The sequence below is a fragment of the Methylobacterium sp. 174MFSha1.1 genome (genome assembly GCF_900116815.1).
GTDB lineage: Bacteria > Pseudomonadota > Alphaproteobacteria > Rhizobiales > Beijerinckiaceae > Methylobacterium.
This window is the reverse complement of sequence record NZ_FPCB01000011.1, coordinates 92900-111289: the sequence shown is the minus strand read 5'-3', so window position 1 is coordinate 111289 and position 18390 is coordinate 92900. Positions and strand designations below refer to the sequence as shown.

The following is an 18390-nucleotide window of genomic DNA, read 5'->3' as shown; positions in this document are numbered from 1 at the left end:
ATGATGCTCCCCCAGGGCAATGCGCCGGATGTGGTGCAGCATCCGGATCTGATCTTCGATCTCGGCGCCAATCACGGAGAGGATACGGCGTTCTATCTCGCGAAGGGATTCCGGGTGGTCGCGGTCGAGGCCGATCCGCATCTCGCCCGGGAACTGGAACAGGTCTTCCGCCAACCGATCGCCGCGGGGCGCTGCACGATCGTGGCGGCCGGCCTGCTCGATCGTCCGGGCGTGATGCCGTTCTACCGCAACATCGATTGCGATCACTGGAGTTCGTTCGATGCGGCCTACGGCACCCGCGACGGGACGCGGTTCGAGACGCTCCCGATCTCGTGCGGGACGGTGCTCGATCTCTTCGCCCAGTATGGGCTGCCGCACTACATGAAGATCGACCTTGAGGGGGCGGACCAGATCGTGCTGCGCACCCTGCAGCGGACGGCCTCGCGCCCCCGCTTCCTGTCCGTGGAGGAGTTCGGGCACGGCTCCCTGCCGCTGCTTCGCAGCCTCGGCTACACGCGCTTCAGCCTGCGGCCGCAGAAGGACAAGTCCTGGGCCGTTCCCCCGCGGCCGCCCCGCGAGGGGCGCTTCGTCGACCGGACCTCGACGGGCCGGGATTCCGGTTTGTTCGGCCGGGAGGTGGGAGGCTGGAAGAGCTACGATGTCAGCCTGCAAGACTACGAGCGCGTCGTCCGCTCGGCGGAGGGCGCATGGCTGCCGCAGCCCGGCGAATGGTACGACATCCACGCGGCGATCTGGCCGAGCCGCCTCGACGACGACCCGCTCTGAGCAGATGTCTCGAACTTGGAGACGTCGCTCGATCGCGTTGCGGCTCGGGACGCGATCGCGCGCTTCGGCCCCGGTCGGCGCGAAGACGGTCACGAGGTTGCCGTCCGGATCGCGGAACAGGAGCAAGCGGTTGCCCCACGGCATGGTCGTCGGCTGCTGCACGACGGCGGATCCGATCGAGTCAGGCTTCGATCACGTCGCGACGATCGTCCTCGGCGACCAGGACCTTGCAGCCCTCGAAGTCCAGGTCGAGGAACGAATGGAGGTTCTGGAACCGGTAGGCGGCCCGCAGGGCGTCCGCCGTCTTCCATCGCAGCGCCACGCCGTTGCGGGCGGCGAGATCGACCATCAATTTGGACGCATTGTCCGACGAAGCGATCTCCGCTTCGTCTGACAATGCTCGAGGGCGTCAGCGGCCGGTGAAGTCCGGCTTGCGCCGGGCCCGGAAGGCGTTGACGGCCTCCTGGTGGTCCGCGGTCCGGTTCGACAGCGCCTCGTAGGCGACGCTCGCGTCCATGACGCCGTGGACGATGCGCTTCAGCTCGATGTTGGTCACGGTCTTGCTCCAGCGGATCGCCTTGGTGGCGCCGGCGAGCAGCTTGCCCGTGAAGGCCGCCACCGCCGCGTCGAGCTCCTCGGGCGGCACGGCGTGGTTGATGAGGCCGATCTCCGCCGCCTTGCGGGCGGGCAGGAGTTCGCCCGTCATCAGGTACTCCTTGGCCCGGGCATAGCCGATGAGCTGCGGCCAGATCGCCGGGCCGCCGTCTCCGGCGACGAAGCCGATCGACACGTGGGGATCGCCGATCTTGGCGGTGTCGGCGGCGAAGATCACGTCGCAGAACAGGGCGAGCGTCGCGCCGAGGCCCGTGGCGTGGCCGTTCACCCGCGCGACCAGCGGCTTCTCGAGGTCGAGCATCGAGAAGACGATGCGCTTGGCCTCGCGCGCGGTCTGCTCGAAGGAGTCGGGGCGGTCGATCGCGGTCTGCATCCACGGGATGTCGCCGCCGGCCGAGAAGGCGCGGCCCGCCCCCGTGAGCACGATCACGTCGCTGCCGGGATCGACGGCGACGTCGTAGAACACGTGGGCGAGCTCCTCGTGCAGGAGCGCGTCGGCGGCGTTCAGCGCCTCCGGGCGGTTCATCGTGATGGTGAGGAGCCGCCCCTCGCGCGTGATCGTCAGCGTCTCGTAACGCTCCTCAAGCGGCACTTGCCTCATCGTCTGGTCTCCCCTCCGGCGACAGGGTGGCTGTCGCGAGTTCGCGGATCTGTGCCTCCGTGCCGCCGTGGAGCCCGGCGGCGACCTGGAGGCGCTTGTAGACGTGACCGACCCGGTACTCCTCGGTCATGGCGATGCCGCCGCTGGCCTGGATCAGCCGCGAGGCCGCGGCCAGCCCCTCGCGGCCGAGGGTCACCTTGGCGGCCCGCGCCGCCCGGCGCCGTTCCATCGGCTCGCCGTCGAGGGCGGCCGCGGTCCAGAGCAGGAGCGAGCGCAGGGTCTCGAGATTGCAGAACGCGTCCGCCATCAGGTGCTGGACGGCCTGGAACGAGCCGAGCGTCTGGCCGAACTGGCGCCGCTGGTTGAGGTAGCCGACCGTGAGGTCGAGCCCGGCGGCGAGCGCCCCGTAGGCATCCGCCACCAGGGCGGCGACGGCGCAGTCCCGGATCTCGGCCATCCGGGCGAGGGCCTCGTGCCCGGTGGCGAGCACGGAGGTATCCGGGAGGTTGAGCCCGTCGAAGGTCAGGACCGCGCCCGCGCGCCCGTCGATCAGGCGCCGCACCTCGACCGCGGGGGGATGCGCCGCGACGCAGAGCAGCATCGCGCCGTTCGGCGAGCGCCCGCCGGCCTCGACGAGCCAGTGGGTGGCGGTGCCGGCATCGAGCGCGAGGGCGCTGCGGCCGTCGAGCCGCAGGCCCGAACCGGTGCGGGTGGCGCCGATCCCGGTTCCCGGATCCTCCGGGACGAGGGCGAAGCGCACCGTGCCGGCGGCGAGGCCCGGGGCGAGCGAGGTCAGCGCCCCACCCGCGGCGCGCATCAGGCGGGGCGCCACCAGCACGTCCGCGGCGAGCGAGCGCCGCAGCAGCACCCGCCCGGCCTCTTCGATGATCGCCAGGGCCTGCAGCGCATCCGCCCCGGCGCCGCCGAGCGCCTCCGGCAGGCCAAGCCCGAACCAGCCGAGCTGCGCCATCGCGCGCCTCGCTTCGTCCTGCGCCGCCTCGTCGGGCGGGCGCGGCGTCCAGGGGCAGGTCTCTTCCAGAAATCGTCGGGCGCCCTCGCGCAGCAGGCGGTCGTCGTCGCGTTGGTCGGGGGATCGCCGCATGGCAGCCTCAGCGCAGGCCCAGGGTGGAGCGGGCGATGATCATCTTTTGGATCTCGTTCGCGCCCGCGTAGATGGTCACGACCCGGCGGAAGAGGTGCCGCTCGGTCCAGCCGGCGACCTCCTCGTCGCGAGCCGCCTCCGGCAGCTCCAGCGCGTCCTCGCCGATCACCTCCATCGCCAGTTCGCTGATCGCCTGCTGCAACTGCGACCCGATCACCTTGACGATCGACGCCTCGGGGCCTGGCTCGCGGCCCTCGGTCTGGTCGACGAGGACGCGCAGCACCGTCGCCTCGAGGCCGGACAGGCTCGCCTCCAGGACCGCGAACCGGCGCCGGAAGGCGGGGTCGTCGAGGACCGGCGGAACCCCGGTGCGGGATGTCGCGGCGAGGACCTTCAGGCGCTCGAATTCGCGGCGGGAGCGGTGAACCTGGGCGTTGTTGGTGCGCTCGTGGTTGAGCAGGAACTTGGCGTAGCCCCAGCCCCGGTCGACCTCGCCGATCAGGGCGTCGTCGCCGACCCGGACGTCGTCGAGGAACACCGTGTTCACGCTGTGCCCGCCGTCGATCGTGATCACCGGGGTGAGCGCGACCCCGGGCGCCCGCATGTCGACGATGAACAGCGACAGCCCGGCCTGGGGCTTCACGTCCCGGTTGGTGCGGGCAAGGCAGATCATCAAATCGGCGAAATGTCCTTCCGTGGTCCAGGCCTTCTGGCCATTGATCACCCAGCCGCCCTCGACCCGTCGCGCCGTGGTGCGGACCGAGGCGAGGTCGGAACCGGCCTCGGGCTCCGAGTAGCCCTGGCACCAGAATTCCTCGCCTGAGCGGATCGGCGGCAGGTAGCGCGCCTTCTGTGCGTCCGACCCGAAGGCGTGCAGCGTCGGACCGACGAGGTAGATGCCGAACACGCTGAGCGGCGGCGCGTCGGCCGCCGCGCATTCGGCCTCGAAGATGAAGCGCTGGATCGGGGTCCAGCCCGGTCCGCCGGCCTCCTCGGGCCAGTGATGCGCCGCCCAGCCGTTCGCGTCGAGGAGCGCGTTCCAGCGCGCCATGTCCTCGCGGGACAGGTGGATGCCGGCCCGGGTCTTCCGTGCGAGGTCCGCCGGCAGCATTGCGCGGATCGCCGATCGGATCTCCGCCCGGAACGCGCGCTCGTCATCCGTGAAGAAGGCGTCCACCCGTCGCTCCCCGATCTGTTGCCAGGATCTGTTGCCAGGATCTGTTGCCCCGACGTTCGTCCGCCCGGGCCCGCCTCGGCAAGGCGGCGGCTGGCCCTGCCTCAAGACCAATCGCGGGCCCCCGTCAGTCGGGCCGGCCCCCGAATCGCTTGAGGGCGGTGCGCTCCGCCTCCGTCAGCGGGCGGGCGCGGCGGGTGCGGCCGTCCATGACGACCGTGACCGAATGCGCGCTGGCCGCGCAGGAATTCCCGACGAACAGCCCCTGCCCCATGACGATCGACCGCGCCCCGAGCCGCAGCACGGCGGTCCCGATCTCGGGTGCGTCGCCGAAGTTGATCTCCCGCGAGTAATCCACCGTGAGCGAGGCGAGCGCCGGCAGGTCGTCGGGCGGCAGGAGCGGCCGCAGCACCTCGCGCAGGAGGGCGTAGCGCCCGTCGTCGAGCCAGGCGGCGAAGACGCTGTTGGTGACGTGGCCGTGCGGATCGAGGTCCGAGTGGCGCACGACCGCGGGGCGCCAGTGCGGGAAGAGGGAGCGGGAGGCGAGCCGCGGCTCCTCGGCGAGGGTACGCTTCGTCATGGCAGAAGCACGGCGGCGCCGGTGGTCTCGCCGGCCTCGAGCCGGCGGTGGACGGATCCGGCCTCGCGCAACGGCGCGCGAAGGCCGATCTCCGGCCGCAAGGCCCCCTGCCCCACCATCGCGAACATCGTGTCGGCGGCTCCCTGCAGGTCCGGCAGCGTGCGCAGATGCGCGAACACGCCCGGCACGCTCACGCTGAGCGAGCGCTGCGGCCCGAGCCGCGCCAAGTCGATCGCGGCCAGCGCCTCGCCGGCCTGCCCTAAGTTGATCGCGGTCCCGAAGGCCTTGAGGCAGTCGAGGGACCGTTCGAGCACGCGGCCACCGATGCCCTCGCAGACGACGTCGACGCCCTCGCCCCCGGTCAGGCGCATCGTCTCGGCGACGAAGTCCTGGTGGCGGTAGAGGATGGTCGCCTCGCAGCCGGCGGCGCGGGCGGTTTCGGCCTTCGCCTCCGATCCGACCGTGCCGATGACCCGGGCGCCCGCGGCCCGGGCCCATTGCGTCAGCAGCACGCCGAGCCCTCCGGCCGCCGCGTGGACCAGTACGACGTCGCCGGGCCGCAGCGGCCGGACCCGGGTGAACAGCATGTGGGCCGTCATGCCCTTCAGCATCAGGGCGGCGGCGACGTCGTCCGGCACCGCGTCCGGCAGCCGCACCAGGCGCGCGGCGTCGATCAGCCGGGCGCTGGCGTAGCTCCCGACCGGCGGCCCGGCATAGCCGACCCGCTCGCCCGGCCGGAGGGACACCCCCGCCCCGGCCGCCGCGACGGTCCCGACCGCCTCGACGCCGACGGCGCCCGGAAGGGCCGGGATCGGGAAGGTCCCGCGGCGGTGATAGACGTCGATGAAGTTCACCCCGACGGCCGTCTGGCGCAGCAGCACCTGCCCGGGCCCGGGCGGCGGCAGCTCGACCTCGGCCGGGACGAACCGCTCGGGCCCGCCATGGGCATCGATCCGCATCTCGATCGCCAGCACCGCTCCGCCTCCATTCCGTGACGTCTGCGTACCTGCGGCCACGGACGCTTCAGCCGCAATTCGCTCATTGGTCCGCCGACGAGACCAACCCGGGCTTTGACGGCCCGCGCCCGCCGCGGGCGAGATGGCGCGGTCCCGTCCTGCAAGCCTGGCAGCCCGTCCCATGGAAGATCCCGCCGAGATCCTCGCCCTCACGGTGCCGCAGCTCCTGCGGCGGCGGGCTCGGGAAGAGCGCCCGGGGATCGCGCTCTCGGCGCGCTCGATCGGCGGCTGGCGCGATCGGCTCACCTACGGCCAGCTCGTGCAGCGGATGGATGCGGTGGCGGCGGGCTTCCACGCCCTCGGCCTGCGGGCCGGCGACCGGATCGGCGTGCTGCTCGGCAACGAGGCGGGGCGGGAATGCCTGCTCACAGCGCTGGGCGCCCTCCGGATCGGTGCCGCGGTGGTGCCGTTCAACACCCGTGCCTCCGACGAGGAGCTCGGGCACGCCATCGCCCTCGCCGAGCCGGCCGCCATCGCCTGCACGCAGGCCGTAGCCTCGCGGCTCGCGCGCCTCAGCCCCGGGGCGCGCCTCCTCGCGATCGACGGGGACGAGGGAGACACGGAAGCCTGGCCCGAACCGCTCGCCACCGAGCACGCGCCCGCGCCGGAGGAGGCGCTCGACCCCGACCGCCTGGGCTGCCTCCTCTTCACCTCGGGCACGACCGCCCGGTCGAAGGCGGTGATGCACAGCCACGCGACGATGCTGGGCGCCGGGCTCGCCTGCGGGGCGGCCCTGGGCCTGCGAGCGAGCGACCTCTACCAGGGCGGCTGGCCGTTCTTCACCAGTTCGCCGCTCAATCTCGGCGCGATGTCGTGCTGGATCGCCGGCGCCGGCCTGGTGCTGGAGGAGCCCCTCGACAATCGCGGCCGCCTCCGGCTGATCGCCTCGGAACGCACGACCTACTACCACGGCGTGCCCTCGGTGGTACATTTCCTGATGGAGGAGTTCGCCCGCGCCCCGAGCGACGTCTCGAGCCTGCGGCGGATCGGCTATGGCGGGTCGGCGATGCCGCCCGAGGTGATCCGCCGGCTCGCCGTGCAATGGCCCCATGTCGAACAGGTCCAGATCTACGGCATGACCGAGAGCGGGCCGGCCGGCACCCGGCTCGAGCCGGCGATGATGGAGGCGAAGCTCGGCTCGATCGGCAGCGCCATGCCGCATTGCGCGATCGACGTCGTCGACGAGGCGGGACGATCCCTCGGTCCTGGCGAGACCGGGGAGATCGTGATCCGGGGACCCGGGGTCGCGAAGGGGTATTTTCGCAATCCGGACGCCACCGCCGAGGCCTTCGTGCTCGGGGGCATCCGCACCGGCGATGTCGGCCATCTCGATCCGGAGGGGTTTTTATACTTCACCGACCGGCGCAAGGACGTGATCAACCGCGGCGGGCTGAAGGTCGCCTCGGTGGCGGTCGAGGAGGTGCTCTACCGCCATCCCGGCGTGCGCGAGGCCGCGGTGATCGCCGTGCCCCACCCGGCGCTCGGTGAGGACGTCGCAGCCTGCGTGGTGCCGCGCGAGCCCGGCGGGCTCGACACCGACGCCCTTGCAGCGTTCTGCGCCGCGCACCTCGCCGACTATGCCCGGCCGCGCCGCTGGCTCGTCCTGGATGAACTGCCGAAGAACCCGATGGGCAAGGTGCTGAAGACGGCGTTGCGGGCGCGCTTCGCCGGGGCCGCTGGAGCGTGAAGCAGCCCCGGGGATTCGCACGGCTGTCCAGGTGGTCTTTCCACCAGCCCAGAACGCGCCTTGCGGAGCACCCGTCCCGTCTTCGAAGCTGTTCGCAAGAGGACGCGAGAAGCGGCCCGGACAGAACTGGAGGAAACGCCCGATGACGACCTCGTTCTCGCGACGCGTGGCCCTGCGCGGGGCGCTCGCGCTCTCCGCCGCGGCCTTCGCTACCACTGTCAGCGCCCAGACCGAGGTCCCGGTCGGCTGGGTCCTGCCGCTGAGCGGCGGCTCGGCGGCGATCGGCCAGCAGGCCCGCACCGGCGTGCAGATCGCCGTCGACCAGATCAACGCAGCCGGCGGCATCAAGGCGCTCAACGGCGCCAAGCTCAAGCTCGTCTTCGCGGATTCGCAGTCGAAGCCCGATATCGGCGTCTCCGAAACCGAGCGCCTGATCCAGCGCGAGAACGTCGCGGTGATGAGCGGTGCCTTCAACAGCGCCGTGACCTTCCCGGCGACCGAGGTGGCCGAGCGCTACAAGACGCCCTGGATCGTGATGGGGGCGGTGAAGGACGAGATCACCGAGCGCAACTTCAAGTACGTGTTCCGCATCAACAACAAGGCGACCTACGATGCGCGCGAGCAGCTCGACGCCATCGACCTCCTGAAGAAGGAGACCGGCCAGGGCCCCAAGACCCTGGCGATGTTCTACGAAGGGTCGGATTGGGGCCGCTCGCACGCCGCCAACGTGCGCAAGCTCGCCAAGGAGCGCGGCTACACCCTCGTCCTCGACGAGGCGGCGCCGCCCAACCAAGTCGACTTCTCGGCCCAGCTCCTCAAGATCCGCGCCGCCAAGCCGGACGCGCTGATCGCCGCCTTCTACACCCCCGACCACCTGCTCCTGTCGCGCCAGATGCTCGAGCAGCAGCTCAACCTGCCCTACGGCGTGCACTCGGTCGGCGGCGGCACCGAGGATCCGTCGTTCTACAAGGCGATCTCACCCAAGGCCGTCGCCTACTACTTCGTGCAGGAGGACCGCCAGGTTGATGCCCTCCAGGGCGAGCGCCTGCCCGAGTTCGCCGACATCGAGGCGAAGTTCAAGGCCCAGCTCGGCTACGACATGAGCGCCTACGGGGCCCAGGGCTTCGCGGTCATGTACGTGATCAAGGACGCCCTGGAGCGGGCTCGCAGCGCCGACCGGCAGGCCCTGCGGGACGCCGTGGCGGCGACCGACATCACCGCGGGCCCGGCCCTCTATGCCGGCTACCAGCGCATCAAGTTCGACGAGCAGGGCCAGAACACCTTCGCGCATGGGGCGATCTCGCAGAACCTGAACGGCCAGCGCCGCACGGTGTGGCCGGCCGAGAGCCGCTCGCCCGACACCAAGCCCGCCTGGCCGGTGCCGGCCTTCGGCGCCCGCTCCTGACGCCGCGGCGGGGTTTTTGGCCCCGCCCTCCCGGTCATTCCGGTCGTCCCGGACGGCGGCGCGCCCCGCGCCGCCGCCTCCGGCAGGCACGGCCGCAACGGACATCCGATGGACCCGCTGATCCTCTCCTTCGCGCTCGTCAACGGCCTCCTCATCGGCGGCATCTACGGCGGCGTCGCGCTCGGCCTCAGCCTGATCTTCGGGGTGATGCGCGTCGTCAACTTCGCCCACGGCTCGCTGCTGATGCTGGCGCTCTACGCCGCGTTCTGGCTCCAGGCGCTCGCCGGCATCGATCCCTATGCCAGCGTGGTCGTGACGGTGCCGCTGCTGTTCGCGGTCGGCTTCCTGATCCAGAGCGTCGTCATCGCGCCGCTGATCCGGCGCGAGAGCGCACTCGTGGTCGAGCCCCTGAGCGCGCTCCTCCTCACCGCCGGCGTCTACCTCGTCATCGACAACCTGGCGCTGATGGCCTTCGGGCCCGACGTGCGCTCGGCCTCGACGAGCCTCGTCCTGGCGCCGCTGATGCTCGGGCCGATCCCCGTCAACATGCAGCGGCTGATCGCCTTCCTGGCGGCGATCCTCGCGGCGGTGCTCCTGTCGCTGTGGCTGCGCTCGACGCGGCTCGGCCGGGCGATCCGGGCCACCGCCCAGAATCGCGACGCCGCCGCCCTGTCGGGGATCGACGTGCCGATGATCTATGCTGTGACCTTCGGCATCGGCGCGGCCCTGCTCGGCCTGTTCGGCTCGCTGCTCGCGACCTTCATCCCGATCACCCCGCAGGTCGGGCTGAGCTTCGGCATCCGCTCGTTCATCGTCGTGGTGCTCGGCGGCATCGGCAGCATCCCGGGCTCGATCGTCGGCGGCCTCGTCATCGGGGTGTTCGAGGCACTGGCCTCGCAATTCGTCCCGGCGACCTCGGCGGCGATCCTGTCGCTCGGCCTGTTCATCCTCATCCTCCTCGTGCGGCCGAGCGGCCTGATGGGGCGCGCCTGATGACCACCGCCCGCCCCGACCGGCTGAGGAGCCCCGCCGTGCCCCGTCCCGACGAGATCCGGGCCCCGAGCCTTCCCGCCGCACCGGGCCGCCGCCCGCGCGACGCGGGCACCGGCTTCGGCACGCTCGGGCTCATCGCCCTGATGACCCTCGCCGCGATGGCGCTGCCCCTCGTCGTCACAGATTCCTACCTGCTGCATTCCTGCATCGTCGTGCTGTTCTTCGCCTACATGGCGACCGCGTGGAACTTCGTCTGCGGCTATGTCGGCCAGCTGTCGATCGGGCACGCGATGTTCGCCGGCGTCGGCGGCTACGCCACGGTGCTCATGTTCACCGGGCTCGGCCTGTCGCCCTGGCTCGGGATGCCGGTGGGCGGGCTGCTGGCGGCCCTGCTCTCGGTGGTGGTCGGCTACCCGACCTTCCGGCTGCGCGGCCCCTACTTCGCCCTGACCACGATCGCCTTCGCGGAGATGATCCGGATCTGGGTGGAGAACACCGACACGGTGCTGGGGATCCCGCTCAACGGGGCGGCGGGCCTCACCGTGCCGCTGCGCGGCGAGAGTCTGGCAGCGCTCCAGTTCAACGCCAAGGCGCCGTATTACTGGGTGATCGTCGGCTTGCTCGCCGGGGCGCTCACGGCGACCTGGTGGCTCGAGCGCTCGAAGCTCGGCTTCTACCTCAAGGCGATCCGGGGCGACCGCGACGCGGCGGAGAGCCTCGGCATCAGCCCGGCCCGCTACCAGCTCGTCGCGCTGGCGATCAGCGCCTTCATGACCGGCATCGGCGGCGGCTTCTACGCCCAGTTCTTCCGCTACGTGAATGCCGAGCGGCTGATCGGCGTCGATCTGTCGATCGACATGGCGCTGATGAGCATCATCGGCGGCCAGGGCACGGTGTTCGGGCCGCTCCTCGGCGCGATCCTGCTCGCGCCGCTGGCCGAGATCACCCGGGGCCATCTCGGCGGCTCGCTGCTCGGCCTCCACATCGTCGTCTACGGGATCATCCTGATGCTGGCGGTCCTCTACCTGCCGAAGGGCCTCATCGCGCCCCTGCGGTCGCTGCTTGCCCGACTCGGCCTCCTCGGCCGGGGAGGCCGGCGATGAGCCCCCTCCTCGACGTGCGCGGGATCGCCAAGCGCTTCGGCGGTCTCCAGGCGGTCGGCGACCTGTCGTTCCGGCTCGAGGCCGGCGAGATCCTGGCGCTGCTCGGCCCCAACGGCGCCGGCAAGACCACCGCCTTCAACATGATCGCCGGCTACACCCGGCCCGATTCCGGCGAGATCCTGTTTCGGGGCCGGAACATCGCCGGGGCGCGGCCCTGGACCATCTGCCGGGCCGGCATCGCCCGGACCTTCCAGCTCTCGAAGCCCTTCGCCGACCTCACCGTGGTCGAGAACCTGATGGTCGGGGGCTTCGCCCGCTCGCGCGACGCAAGCGCCATCCGGGACAAGGCCGAGGCGATCGCCGACTTCCTCGGCATGGGCCGGCAGGCCGACACCGAGGTGCAGCACCTCACCGCCTTCGACCGGCGCAAGCTCGAACTCGGCCGGGCGCTCTCGACCGAGCCGGTCCTGCTCCTGATGGACGAGGTCGTGGCCGGCGCGACCCCCGCCGAGGGGCAGGAGATGGTGGCTCTGGTGCGCCGCATCCGCGACCGCGGCGTCACCATCCTGATCGTCGAGCACGTGATGAAGGTCATCATGGCGCTGAGCGAGCGGGTGATCGTGATGGAATCCGGCCGGCTGATCGCCGACGGGGCACCGCGGGACGTCGTCAACCAGCCCGAGGTGCTGAAGGCCTATTTCGGGGAGCAATATGCAGCAGCCCGCGCTTGAGGCGACCGATCTCCGGGCGGGCTACGGCGACGTCCAGGTCCTCGACGGCGTCTCGCTCCGGATCGACCCGGGCGAGATCGTCGCCCTGATCGGGGCGAACGGCGCCGGCAAGACCACGCTGCTGCGCACGGTCTCGGGGCTCGTCCGGGCGCGGGGCGGCGCGGTCTCGCTCTTCGGCGAGCGCATCGACGGCCTGGCGCCCCACCGGGTGGCGGAGGCCGGCTTCGTCCAGTCGCCGGAGGGCAAGCAGCTCTTCCTCGGCATGTCGATCCGGGAGAACCTGATGGTCGGCGCCCACAATCCCCGCGCCTATGCGCGCTGGCGCACGACCATCGAGGAGGTCTTCGCGCTGTTCCCGATCCTCGCCGAGCGGCGCGACAAGGCCGCCTCGACGCTCTCGGGCGGGCAGCAGCAGATGCTGGCGGTGGGTCGCGCCCTGATGGCCCGCCCGCGGGTGCTGGCCCTCGACGAGCCCTCCCTCGGCCTGGCGCCGATCATGGTCGACCGCCTGTTCGAGGCGATCCGCGCCGTGCGCCAGCTCGCGATTCCGATCCTCATCATCGAGCAGAACGTGTTCCAGGTCCTATCTATGGCCGACCGCGGCTACGTCTTGGAGAACGGCCGCGTCACGCTCTCCGGCACCGGCCGGGCCCTGATCGAGGACGATCACCTCAGGGCCACCTATCTCGGCCTGTGAGGCCGACCCGAGACACCCCGGATTCGAGAGGGCGAAGGATGCTGCTCAAGGACAAGGTCGCGCTCGTCACCGGCGCCGGCAGCGGGCTCGGCCTCGCCACCGCCACGGCCTTCGCCCGGGAGGGCGCGCGGATCGTCGTCAACGACCTGCGCCTGGAAGCGGCCGAGGCGGCGGCGCGCGGCCTCGGCGAGGGCCACGGCGCCGTCGGCGGCGACGTGTCGAAGGAGGACGAGGTGTCGGCGATGGTCGAGGCGGCGCTCGCGCGCTTCGGGCGGATCGACATCCTGGTCAACAATGCCGGGGTGCCCGACAGCTTCGTGCCGACGGTCGAGCAGCCGCTCTCCCACTGGCAGCGCCTCATCGACGTCCACCTCACCGGCACCTACCTCGTCTCGAAGACGGTCGCCCCCGCGATGATCCGCCAGGGCGGCGGGGTGATCCTCAACCTCAACTCGATCGCGGGCGTCCTCGGCCTCCCGGTGCGCACCGCCTACAGCGCCGCCAAGGCCGGCATCGGCATGCTCACCCGGGTCCTCGGCTGCGAGTGGGGCCCGCACAACGTCCGGGTCAACGCGGTCGCCCCGGGCTACATCCTGACGCCCCTCACCGAGGGGCTGATCGCCGCCGGCCGCATCGACCCCGCCCGCATCCGCCGCCGCACGCCGATGGGCCGGCTCGGCGCGCCGGAGGACATCGCCGAGGCGATGGTGTTCCTGGCCTCCGACCGGGCACGCTTCATCACCGGGATCACCGTGCCGGTCGACGGCGGCTACTGCGCCTTCGGGGCGCCGAGCGACGCCTTCGCGCTCGACGACCTCGATCCGCGGAATGGGTAGGGACACCATCATGAGCGTGAGAATCTTCGGGGCGCCGCCGCGCTACCACCAGGGGCCGGGCGCCATCCACGGCATCGGCGGCATCGCCCGGGCGCTCGCCGCCTCGGCCTGCGTGATCGTCGATGAGGGCGTGCGCGGGATCGTCGCCGAGCCGATCGCCGCGAGCCTGCGCGAGGCCGGCGTCGCGGCGCGCCTCGTGCCGTTCTCGGGCGAGATCACCTACGCGGCGATCGAGGCGATCGTGGACGGGGTGCGCGCCGAGGCCCCGGGCCTCGTCGTCGCGGCGGGCGGCGGCAAGGCCCTCGACGTCGGCAAGGGCGTGGCCGAGCGGCTCCGCGTGCCGGTCGTCACGGTCCCGACCATCGCGTCGAACGACGCGCCGACCAGCGCCACCTACGCGGTCTACGACGACAGCCACGTCATGGTGGCGGTCGACCGGATGAGCCGCAACCCCGACGCGGTGGTGGTCGATACCGCGCTGATCGCCCGGGCGCCGGCCCGGTTCCTGCGCGCCGGCATCGGCGACGCGATCACCAAGGCGTTCGAGGCGCGGGGCTGCCGCGCCGGCACCGGGATGACGCCGTTCGGCACCCGGCCGCTCCTGACCGGCGCGGCCATCGCGGAGGCCGGCTACGCCACCTTGCGCGCCCACGCCGCCGCGGCCCTCGCGGCGGTCGAGCGGAACGAGGTCACGGAGGATGTCGAGGCCACGGTCGAGGCCTGCATCCTGATGAGCGGGCTCGGGTTCGAGAATGGCGGGCTGTCGCTCGCCCACGCGATGACGCGGGGCCTCGTCAAGGCGCGGGGCACCAGGGACGCGCCGCATGGCGAGCAGGTCGCCTACGCGGTGGTGGTCCAGCGCGCCGTCGAGCGCCACGCCGATTCCGAGATCCTCGACCTGATCGGCTTCCTGCGCGGGATCGGCCTGCCGGTCCGCCTCGCCGATCTCGGCCTGAACGGCGCATCGCCCGAGGAGATCGACGGCATCGCCCGCCTGACGATGACGGCGCCGCACATCCCCAACCTGCCCTTCCCGATCACGGCGGACGACGTCGCCGCCGGCATGCGGCGGGTCGAGGAGCTGGCGGCGCGGGGCGCGGCGTGATGGAGCGCGCCCTCCCCGACAACGGCTTTGCCGCGCTTTCCCTCGACGCCCTGCGCGAGATGGCGCGGGTCAACCGCCTCGACGTCGCAGCCATGTTCATGGCCGCGGGCAATGGACATTTCGGCTCGTGCTACTCCTGCACCGAGATCGTCACGGCCCTCTACTTCGCGGTCATGCGGGTCGACGCGGCCCGGCCCGACTGGCCCGACCGCGACCGCTTCGTGCTCGGCAAGGGCCACGCCGCCCCGACGCTCTACTCGGCGCTGATCCGGCGCGGCTTCATCCCGGAGGCCTGGATCGCCGAATACGAGACGAAGGTCGGGGCGAGGCTCGCGACCCATCCGTCGCGCCGGTATCAACCCGGCGTCGATTCCTCGCAAGGGGCGCTCGGCCACGGCCTATCGAATGCCTGCGGCATGGCGCTGGCGGGCCGTCTCGACGGGCGCGACTACCGCGTCTACGCGGTGCTCGGCGACGGCGAGCTGCACGAGGGCTCGGTCTGGGAGGCCGCGGCCTTCGCGCCCAAGCACCGCCTCGACAACCTCGTCGCCATCGTCGACCGCAACGGCCTCTGCGTCGATGGCCGGGCCGACGAGGTGCTGCCGCTCGAACCCCTCGCCGACCGCTGGCAGAGCTTCGGCTGGGACGTGGTCGAGGCCGACGGGCACGACCTGCCGACCCTCGTCCCGCTCCTCGACGTGCCGCGCTTCGGCGGCAGCGGACGGCCCCGGGTGGTGATCGCCCACACCGTCAAGGGCCGCGGCGTCTCCTTCATGGAGGACATCCGCAGCTGGCACGCCGACGCGGTCTCGCCGGCCCAGTACGCGGCGCTTCAGGACGAGTTGCGGGAGGTGCTGCGATGAGCCTGCTCGATCATCCCGACCGGCTGCACGAGCACGTCGCGGTCTTCCGGGCCGCCCATCCGCGCGCCGACATCCGCGCCCGGTTCGGCGCGAGCGTCACGGCGCTCCTGGACCGGCGGCCGGACGCCGTCGCCGTCACCGCCGACCTGATGCACGCGACCGGTCTCGCCGGGCTCAAGGAGCGCCATCCCGACCGCCTGATCAACGTCGGCATCGCCGAGCAGAACCTGACCGGCGTCGCGGCCGGGCTCGCCGCCTGCGGCAAGCTGCCGGTCGTCTGCGGCTACGCCGCCTTCCTAACCCTGCGGGCGGTGGAGCAGGCGAAGGTCGATTGCGCCTATAACGAGCTGAAGGTGATCCTCTGCGGCCTCGCCAGCGGCCTGAGCTACGGCGTCGGCGGCCCGACCCACCAGACCTACGAGGACGTCGCGATCATGCGGGCGATCCCGAACATGGTCGTGGTGGCGCCCTCCGACCCTGTCGAGCTCGACCACGCGCTCCAGGCGGCGGCCGAGCATCCGGCGGGAACGCCGATCTACCTGCGGCTCGGCCGCGGGCCCGAGCACGTGGTCACCCGGCCCGGCGACCCGTTCGCGATCGGGCGCGCGGCCCGCCTGACCGAGGGGCGCGACGTCTGCCTCGTCGCCCACGGCGCGATGGTCATGGAGGCCCTGCTCGCCGCCGACCTGCTCCGGGCGGAGGGGATCGCCGCGGAGGTCCTGAACATGCACACGGTCAAGCCGATCGACCGCGAGGCGATCCTGGCGGCGGCGGACCACGTGCGCGCGATGGTGGTGGTGGAGGAGCACAGCGTGATCGGCGGCCTCGGCGCGGCGGTGCTCGAGGTGCTGGAGCGCGGCCACGCCTTTCCGGTGCTGCGCATCGGCATCGAGGACGCCTATCCGCCGATCGGCCCGACGCCGGAGCTGCGCGAGGCTTTGGGCCTCAGCGGACCGCGGATTGCCGCGCGGGTGCGGGACCTGCTGTAGCGTCGCGCCGGCCCTCCGGCGCCGACCTGCGGCGCCGGAAGGAGGATACCTAGGCGTTGTCGCGGATGAACGCCGTGAGCAGCCGGGCGACCTGCTCCGGCTGCTCCTGCTGGACCCAGTGCCCGGCCCCGTCGACGAGATGGAACCCGGTCATCTGCGTGCAGGCGTGGTTCCGCATGGCCTCGACCGCGCCCGGGATCTGGTAGACGCCCCAATCGCTCTTGCCCGAGATGAAGCAGGCCGGCACGTCGATGGTGCGGCCGGCGAAGGGGCAAAGGTCGGCCACGCAGTCCGGGTCGACGTAGCGGCGATAGCCCTGCAAGCCGCCCTGAAAACCGGTTCGGGTATACTCCGTCACGTACACGTCCAGCTCGGCATTCGTCAGCCACACGCAGGACCTGACCTGATCCGCGGACGGCATCTCGGGGGCGACCGTGGCGGCCATGCCCCGGTCCCGGTCCATCACGTAGTAGGTCGGAAGCCGCGCCAGATCCTCGGCCGAGCGCGAGGCGAGCGGATGGGGATCGTTCTCGGCCCAGTCGGCGCTCTTCGCGTGATAGTAGGCGCGCAAGACATCCCGCAGCCCCTGGGGGGCCTGCAGAAGGTCGTCGTTCGCCTCGCGCGTCCTGTACCAGCGCTGGTAGAACTTGCGCGGGCGCGCCAGAGCGGCCAACTCCGCGTCGAGGGCGTCGTCGCTCTGCGCGGGCGAGAGAGGGTCCGCCCCCTCGGCGCTCAGGGGAAGCGTGGGCGGTCCGGCGAACGGTGCGCTCATCATCACGACCGAGCGGAAGACATCCGGCCGGAGGAGCGCGCACCACGCCGCGGCCGGCGAACCGGCATCGTGCCCGACCACGCAGGCGACCTGCTCGCGCCCCAGGGCGGCGGCGAGCGCGAGCGTGTCGGTGACGACGTTCAGGAAGCCGAAGGGATGGGTGCTGGCGTCGTAGGACGGGTCCCAGCCGGTCGTCCTTCCGTAGCCGCGCTGATCGGCGGCGACGACGTGGAACCCGGCCTGCGCCAGCGGCACCATGATCTTGCGCCAGCTATAGGCCAGTTCCGGGAAGCCGTGCAGCAGCAGCACGAGGGGCCGGTCGGCCGTCTCGAAGCCCGCCTCCAGCAGGTGGACGGTCAATCCGTTGATGCCCGGCACCAGCCGCGACCGGATCCCCGCGGGAAGGGTGCCTGCTCCGTAGGATGCAGACCCTGCGCCGCCGGAGACATCGCGGTGACTCGTCTGATCCGGAGGTCGCATGGGTTTGACGCCTGTGATGGGATGTGCGCTCGGGGAGACGACGGTCCGAAGGGACCCTCTCCCACTCAGTGGAAATGCGTCCCGCCGTTGATGTCGAAGATCGCTCCCGACGCGTAGCCGGCGCCGGCACCGCACAGGAACACCGCGGTCGCGGCGATCTCGTCCGGCCGCGCCATGCGCCGGAGCGGATAGGCCTGCGGGTCGTAGCCCTTGCCGACGGTCATCGCGGTCTCGACTGGGCCCGGCGCGATGCCGTTCACCAGCACGTCGTGCGGCGCGCCCTGGCGCGACAGCCAGCGCACGAAGGCGTGGAGGCCGCCTTTCGAGAAGGCGTAGTGCGGCCCGGAGCGGATCCCACCCATCCAGCCGGCGACCGAGCCGCACAGGACGATGCGTCCTTCTCCGGCCGCGACCATGCCGGGCAGGAAAGCGCGGGCGAGGTTGATCGGTCCCTTGACGTTCGCCCGGATGACGGCGTCGAGCGCCTCGTCCCAGTCCGCGGCCATCCAATCGTCGGCGGGCGCGATGGCGGCGGTGTCGATCAGGCCGTAGACCGGGCCGACCTCCGCGGCGAACGCGGTCACGGCCTGCCGGCAGCCGGTATCGAGGCTGTGGATCGCGGCGCGTCCGGCCACGTCGGCGCCGACGCGGTCGCGGATGTCTTCGGCAGGGAGCCGGTCGGCGAGCACCAGCCTCGCCCCTTGCGCTGCGCAGAGCCGTGCCGTGGCGCTGCCGATGCCGCCGGCCGCGCCCGTGATCGCGATCAGGCGGCCGGTCAGGTCGAAGGGCGAGGATGTCGGAGCGGTCATGGCGTCGTCCTTGTCGCGTCATCCTGCCGGTCGGCGGGCCGGGTCG

General features: G+C 71.8%; 19 protein-coding genes. 11 read left to right on the top strand and 8 right to left on the bottom strand.

The features are described from left to right. Complete coding sequence (locus BM430_RS10545) at nucleotides 1-786, top strand: FkbM family methyltransferase (RefSeq protein WP_093567208.1); 786 nt, start codon at nucleotides 1-3, stop codon at nucleotides 784-786. Nucleotides 787-967: 181 nt separating this feature from the next. On the opposite strand, the gene BM430_RS10535 is transcribed toward BM430_RS10545, so the two are convergent. The 6 genes from BM430_RS10535 to BM430_RS10510 all read right to left on the bottom strand — a co-directional run bounded on the left by BM430_RS10535 (nucleotide 968) and on the right by BM430_RS10510 (nucleotide 5832). After that, nucleotides 968-1135, bottom strand: coding sequence for a hypothetical protein (locus BM430_RS10535; RefSeq protein WP_244539431.1), 168 nt, complete (start codon nucleotides 1133-1135; stop codon nucleotides 968-970). A gap of 60 nt (nucleotides 1136-1195) precedes the next feature. Then, nucleotides 1196-2002: an enoyl-CoA hydratase/isomerase family protein gene (locus BM430_RS10530; RefSeq protein ID WP_093567206.1), complete on the bottom strand. Its 807-nt coding sequence runs from the start codon at nucleotides 2000-2002 to the stop codon at nucleotides 1196-1198. Continuing rightward, nucleotides 1983-3104 carry an acyl-CoA dehydrogenase family protein gene (locus BM430_RS10525; protein ID WP_093567205.1) on the bottom strand — a complete coding sequence of 374 codons (1122 nt, stop codon included), beginning with the start codon at nucleotides 3102-3104 and terminating at the stop codon, nucleotides 1983-1985. Before BM430_RS10525 ends, BM430_RS10530 begins: the two co-directional genes overlap by 20 nt. Nucleotides 3105-3111: 7 nt before the next feature. Next, on the bottom strand, nucleotides 3112-4281 hold the full coding sequence (locus BM430_RS10520; protein ID WP_177303011.1) for an acyl-CoA dehydrogenase family protein: 1170 nt from the start codon (nucleotides 4279-4281) through the stop codon (nucleotides 3112-3114). A gap of 124 nt (nucleotides 4282-4405) precedes the next feature. Beyond that, on the bottom strand, nucleotides 4406-4858 hold the full coding sequence (locus BM430_RS10515) for an acyl-CoA thioesterase (RefSeq protein WP_093567203.1): 453 nt from the start codon (nucleotides 4856-4858) through the stop codon (nucleotides 4406-4408). After that, complete coding sequence (locus tag BM430_RS10510) at nucleotides 4855-5832, bottom strand: quinone oxidoreductase family protein (protein ID WP_244539430.1); 978 nt, start codon at nucleotides 5830-5832, stop codon at nucleotides 4855-4857. The genes BM430_RS10515 and BM430_RS10510 overlap by 4 nt, the downstream gene beginning before the upstream one ends. A gap of 163 nt (nucleotides 5833-5995) precedes the next feature. On the opposite strand from BM430_RS10510, the gene BM430_RS10505 reads away from it, so the two are divergent. The 10 genes from BM430_RS10505 to BM430_RS10460 all read left to right on the top strand — a co-directional run bounded on the left by BM430_RS10505 (nucleotide 5996) and on the right by BM430_RS10460 (nucleotide 16283). After that, nucleotides 5996-7561, top strand: coding sequence for a class I adenylate-forming enzyme family protein (locus tag BM430_RS10505; protein WP_177303010.1), 1566 nt, complete (start codon nucleotides 5996-5998; stop codon nucleotides 7559-7561). 142 nt (nucleotides 7562-7703) lie between these two features. Continuing rightward, nucleotides 7704-8966 carry an ABC transporter substrate-binding protein gene (locus BM430_RS10500; RefSeq protein WP_093567201.1) on the top strand — a complete coding sequence of 421 codons (1263 nt, stop codon included), beginning with the start codon at nucleotides 7704-7706 and terminating at the stop codon, nucleotides 8964-8966. A 108-nt stretch (nucleotides 8967-9074) separates the two neighbouring features. Continuing rightward, entirely contained in the window at nucleotides 9075-9959 is an 885-nt protein-coding gene (locus BM430_RS10495) for a branched-chain amino acid ABC transporter permease (protein ID WP_093567200.1), read from the top strand. Nucleotides 9960-9997: 38 nt separating this feature from the next. Continuing rightward, nucleotides 9998-11062, top strand: a complete 1065-nt coding sequence (locus tag BM430_RS10490; RefSeq protein ID WP_244539429.1) for a branched-chain amino acid ABC transporter permease — start codon at nucleotides 9998-10000, stop codon at nucleotides 11060-11062. Then, on the top strand, nucleotides 11059-11793 hold the full coding sequence (locus BM430_RS10485) for an ABC transporter ATP-binding protein (RefSeq protein ID WP_093567199.1): 735 nt from the start codon (nucleotides 11059-11061) through the stop codon (nucleotides 11791-11793). Before BM430_RS10490 ends, BM430_RS10485 begins: the two co-directional genes overlap by 4 nt. Then, complete coding sequence (locus BM430_RS10480; RefSeq protein ID WP_093567198.1) at nucleotides 11774-12490, top strand: ABC transporter ATP-binding protein; 717 nt, start codon at nucleotides 11774-11776, stop codon at nucleotides 12488-12490. Before BM430_RS10485 ends, BM430_RS10480 begins: the two co-directional genes overlap by 20 nt. 38 nt (nucleotides 12491-12528) lie before the next feature. Beyond that, complete coding sequence (locus BM430_RS10475) at nucleotides 12529-13326, top strand: SDR family NAD(P)-dependent oxidoreductase (protein ID WP_093567197.1); 798 nt, start codon at nucleotides 12529-12531, stop codon at nucleotides 13324-13326. A gap of 10 nt (nucleotides 13327-13336) precedes the next feature. After that, nucleotides 13337-14431 (top strand): glycerol dehydrogenase, encoded by a 1095-nt coding sequence (locus tag BM430_RS10470; RefSeq protein WP_177303009.1) that lies wholly within the window; start codon nucleotides 13337-13339, stop codon nucleotides 14429-14431. Continuing rightward, nucleotides 14431-15294, top strand: coding sequence for a transketolase (locus tag BM430_RS10465; RefSeq protein ID WP_177303008.1), 864 nt, complete (start codon nucleotides 14431-14433; stop codon nucleotides 15292-15294). Before BM430_RS10470 ends, BM430_RS10465 begins: the two co-directional genes overlap by 1 nt. After that, nucleotides 15291-16283: a transketolase family protein gene (locus BM430_RS10460; RefSeq protein ID WP_093567195.1), complete on the top strand. Its 993-nt coding sequence runs from the start codon at nucleotides 15291-15293 to the stop codon at nucleotides 16281-16283. The genes BM430_RS10465 and BM430_RS10460 overlap by 4 nt, the downstream gene beginning before the upstream one ends. A 49-nt stretch (nucleotides 16284-16332) precedes the next feature. Here BM430_RS10460 and BM430_RS10455 read toward each other — a convergent pair whose 3' ends face one another. Together BM430_RS10455 and BM430_RS10450 are read right to left on the bottom strand one after the other, a co-directional pair. Beyond that, nucleotides 16333-17433, bottom strand: coding sequence for an alpha/beta hydrolase (locus tag BM430_RS10455; protein ID WP_244539428.1), 1101 nt, complete (start codon nucleotides 17431-17433; stop codon nucleotides 16333-16335). A gap of 167 nt (nucleotides 17434-17600) precedes the next feature. Further along, nucleotides 17601-18344 (bottom strand): SDR family NAD(P)-dependent oxidoreductase, encoded by a 744-nt coding sequence (locus BM430_RS10450; protein ID WP_093567193.1) that lies wholly within the window; start codon nucleotides 18342-18344, stop codon nucleotides 17601-17603. Nucleotides 18345-18390: the final 46 nt, after the last annotated feature.

What these genes read in the sequence shown, in the direction of transcription:
- BM430_RS10515 (WP_093567203.1), bottom strand. Translation starts at nt 4,858, where the DNA reads ATGACGAAGCGTACCCTCGCCGAGGAGCCGCGGCTCGCCTCCCGCTCC.
- BM430_RS10505 (WP_177303010.1), top strand. Translation starts at nt 5,996, where the DNA reads ATGGAAGATCCCGCCGAGATCCTCGCCCTCACGGTGCCGCAGCTCCTG.
- BM430_RS10465 (WP_177303008.1), top strand. Translation starts at nt 14,431, where the DNA reads ATGGAGCGCGCCCTCCCCGACAACGGCTTTGCCGCGCTTTCCCTCGAC.
- BM430_RS10470 (WP_177303009.1), top strand. Translation starts at nt 13,337, where the DNA reads ATGAGCGTGAGAATCTTCGGGGCGCCGCCGCGCTACCACCAGGGGCCG.
- BM430_RS10460 (WP_093567195.1), top strand. Translation starts at nt 15,291, where the DNA reads ATGAGCCTGCTCGATCATCCCGACCGGCTGCACGAGCACGTCGCGGTC.
- BM430_RS10485 (WP_093567199.1), top strand. Translation starts at nt 11,059, where the DNA reads ATGAGCCCCCTCCTCGACGTGCGCGGGATCGCCAAGCGCTTCGGCGGT.
- BM430_RS10495 (WP_093567200.1), top strand. Translation starts at nt 9,075, where the DNA reads ATGGACCCGCTGATCCTCTCCTTCGCGCTCGTCAACGGCCTCCTCATC.
- BM430_RS10535 (WP_244539431.1), bottom strand. Translation starts at nt 1,135, where the DNA reads ATGGTCGATCTCGCCGCCCGCAACGGCGTGGCGCTGCGATGGAAGACG.
- BM430_RS10475 (WP_093567197.1), top strand. Translation starts at nt 12,529, where the DNA reads ATGCTGCTCAAGGACAAGGTCGCGCTCGTCACCGGCGCCGGCAGCGGG.
- BM430_RS10545 (WP_093567208.1), top strand. Translation starts at nt 1, where the DNA reads ATGATGCTCCCCCAGGGCAATGCGCCGGATGTGGTGCAGCATCCGGAT.
- BM430_RS10530 (WP_093567206.1), bottom strand. Translation starts at nt 2,002, where the DNA reads ATGAGGCAAGTGCCGCTTGAGGAGCGTTACGAGACGCTGACGATCACG.
- BM430_RS10525 (WP_093567205.1), bottom strand. Translation starts at nt 3,104, where the DNA reads ATGCGGCGATCCCCCGACCAACGCGACGACGACCGCCTGCTGCGCGAG.
- BM430_RS10480 (WP_093567198.1), top strand. Translation starts at nt 11,774, where the DNA reads ATGCAGCAGCCCGCGCTTGAGGCGACCGATCTCCGGGCGGGCTACGGC.
- BM430_RS10450 (WP_093567193.1), bottom strand. Translation starts at nt 18,344, where the DNA reads ATGACCGCTCCGACATCCTCGCCCTTCGACCTGACCGGCCGCCTGATC.
- BM430_RS10500 (WP_093567201.1), top strand. Translation starts at nt 7,704, where the DNA reads ATGACGACCTCGTTCTCGCGACGCGTGGCCCTGCGCGGGGCGCTCGCG.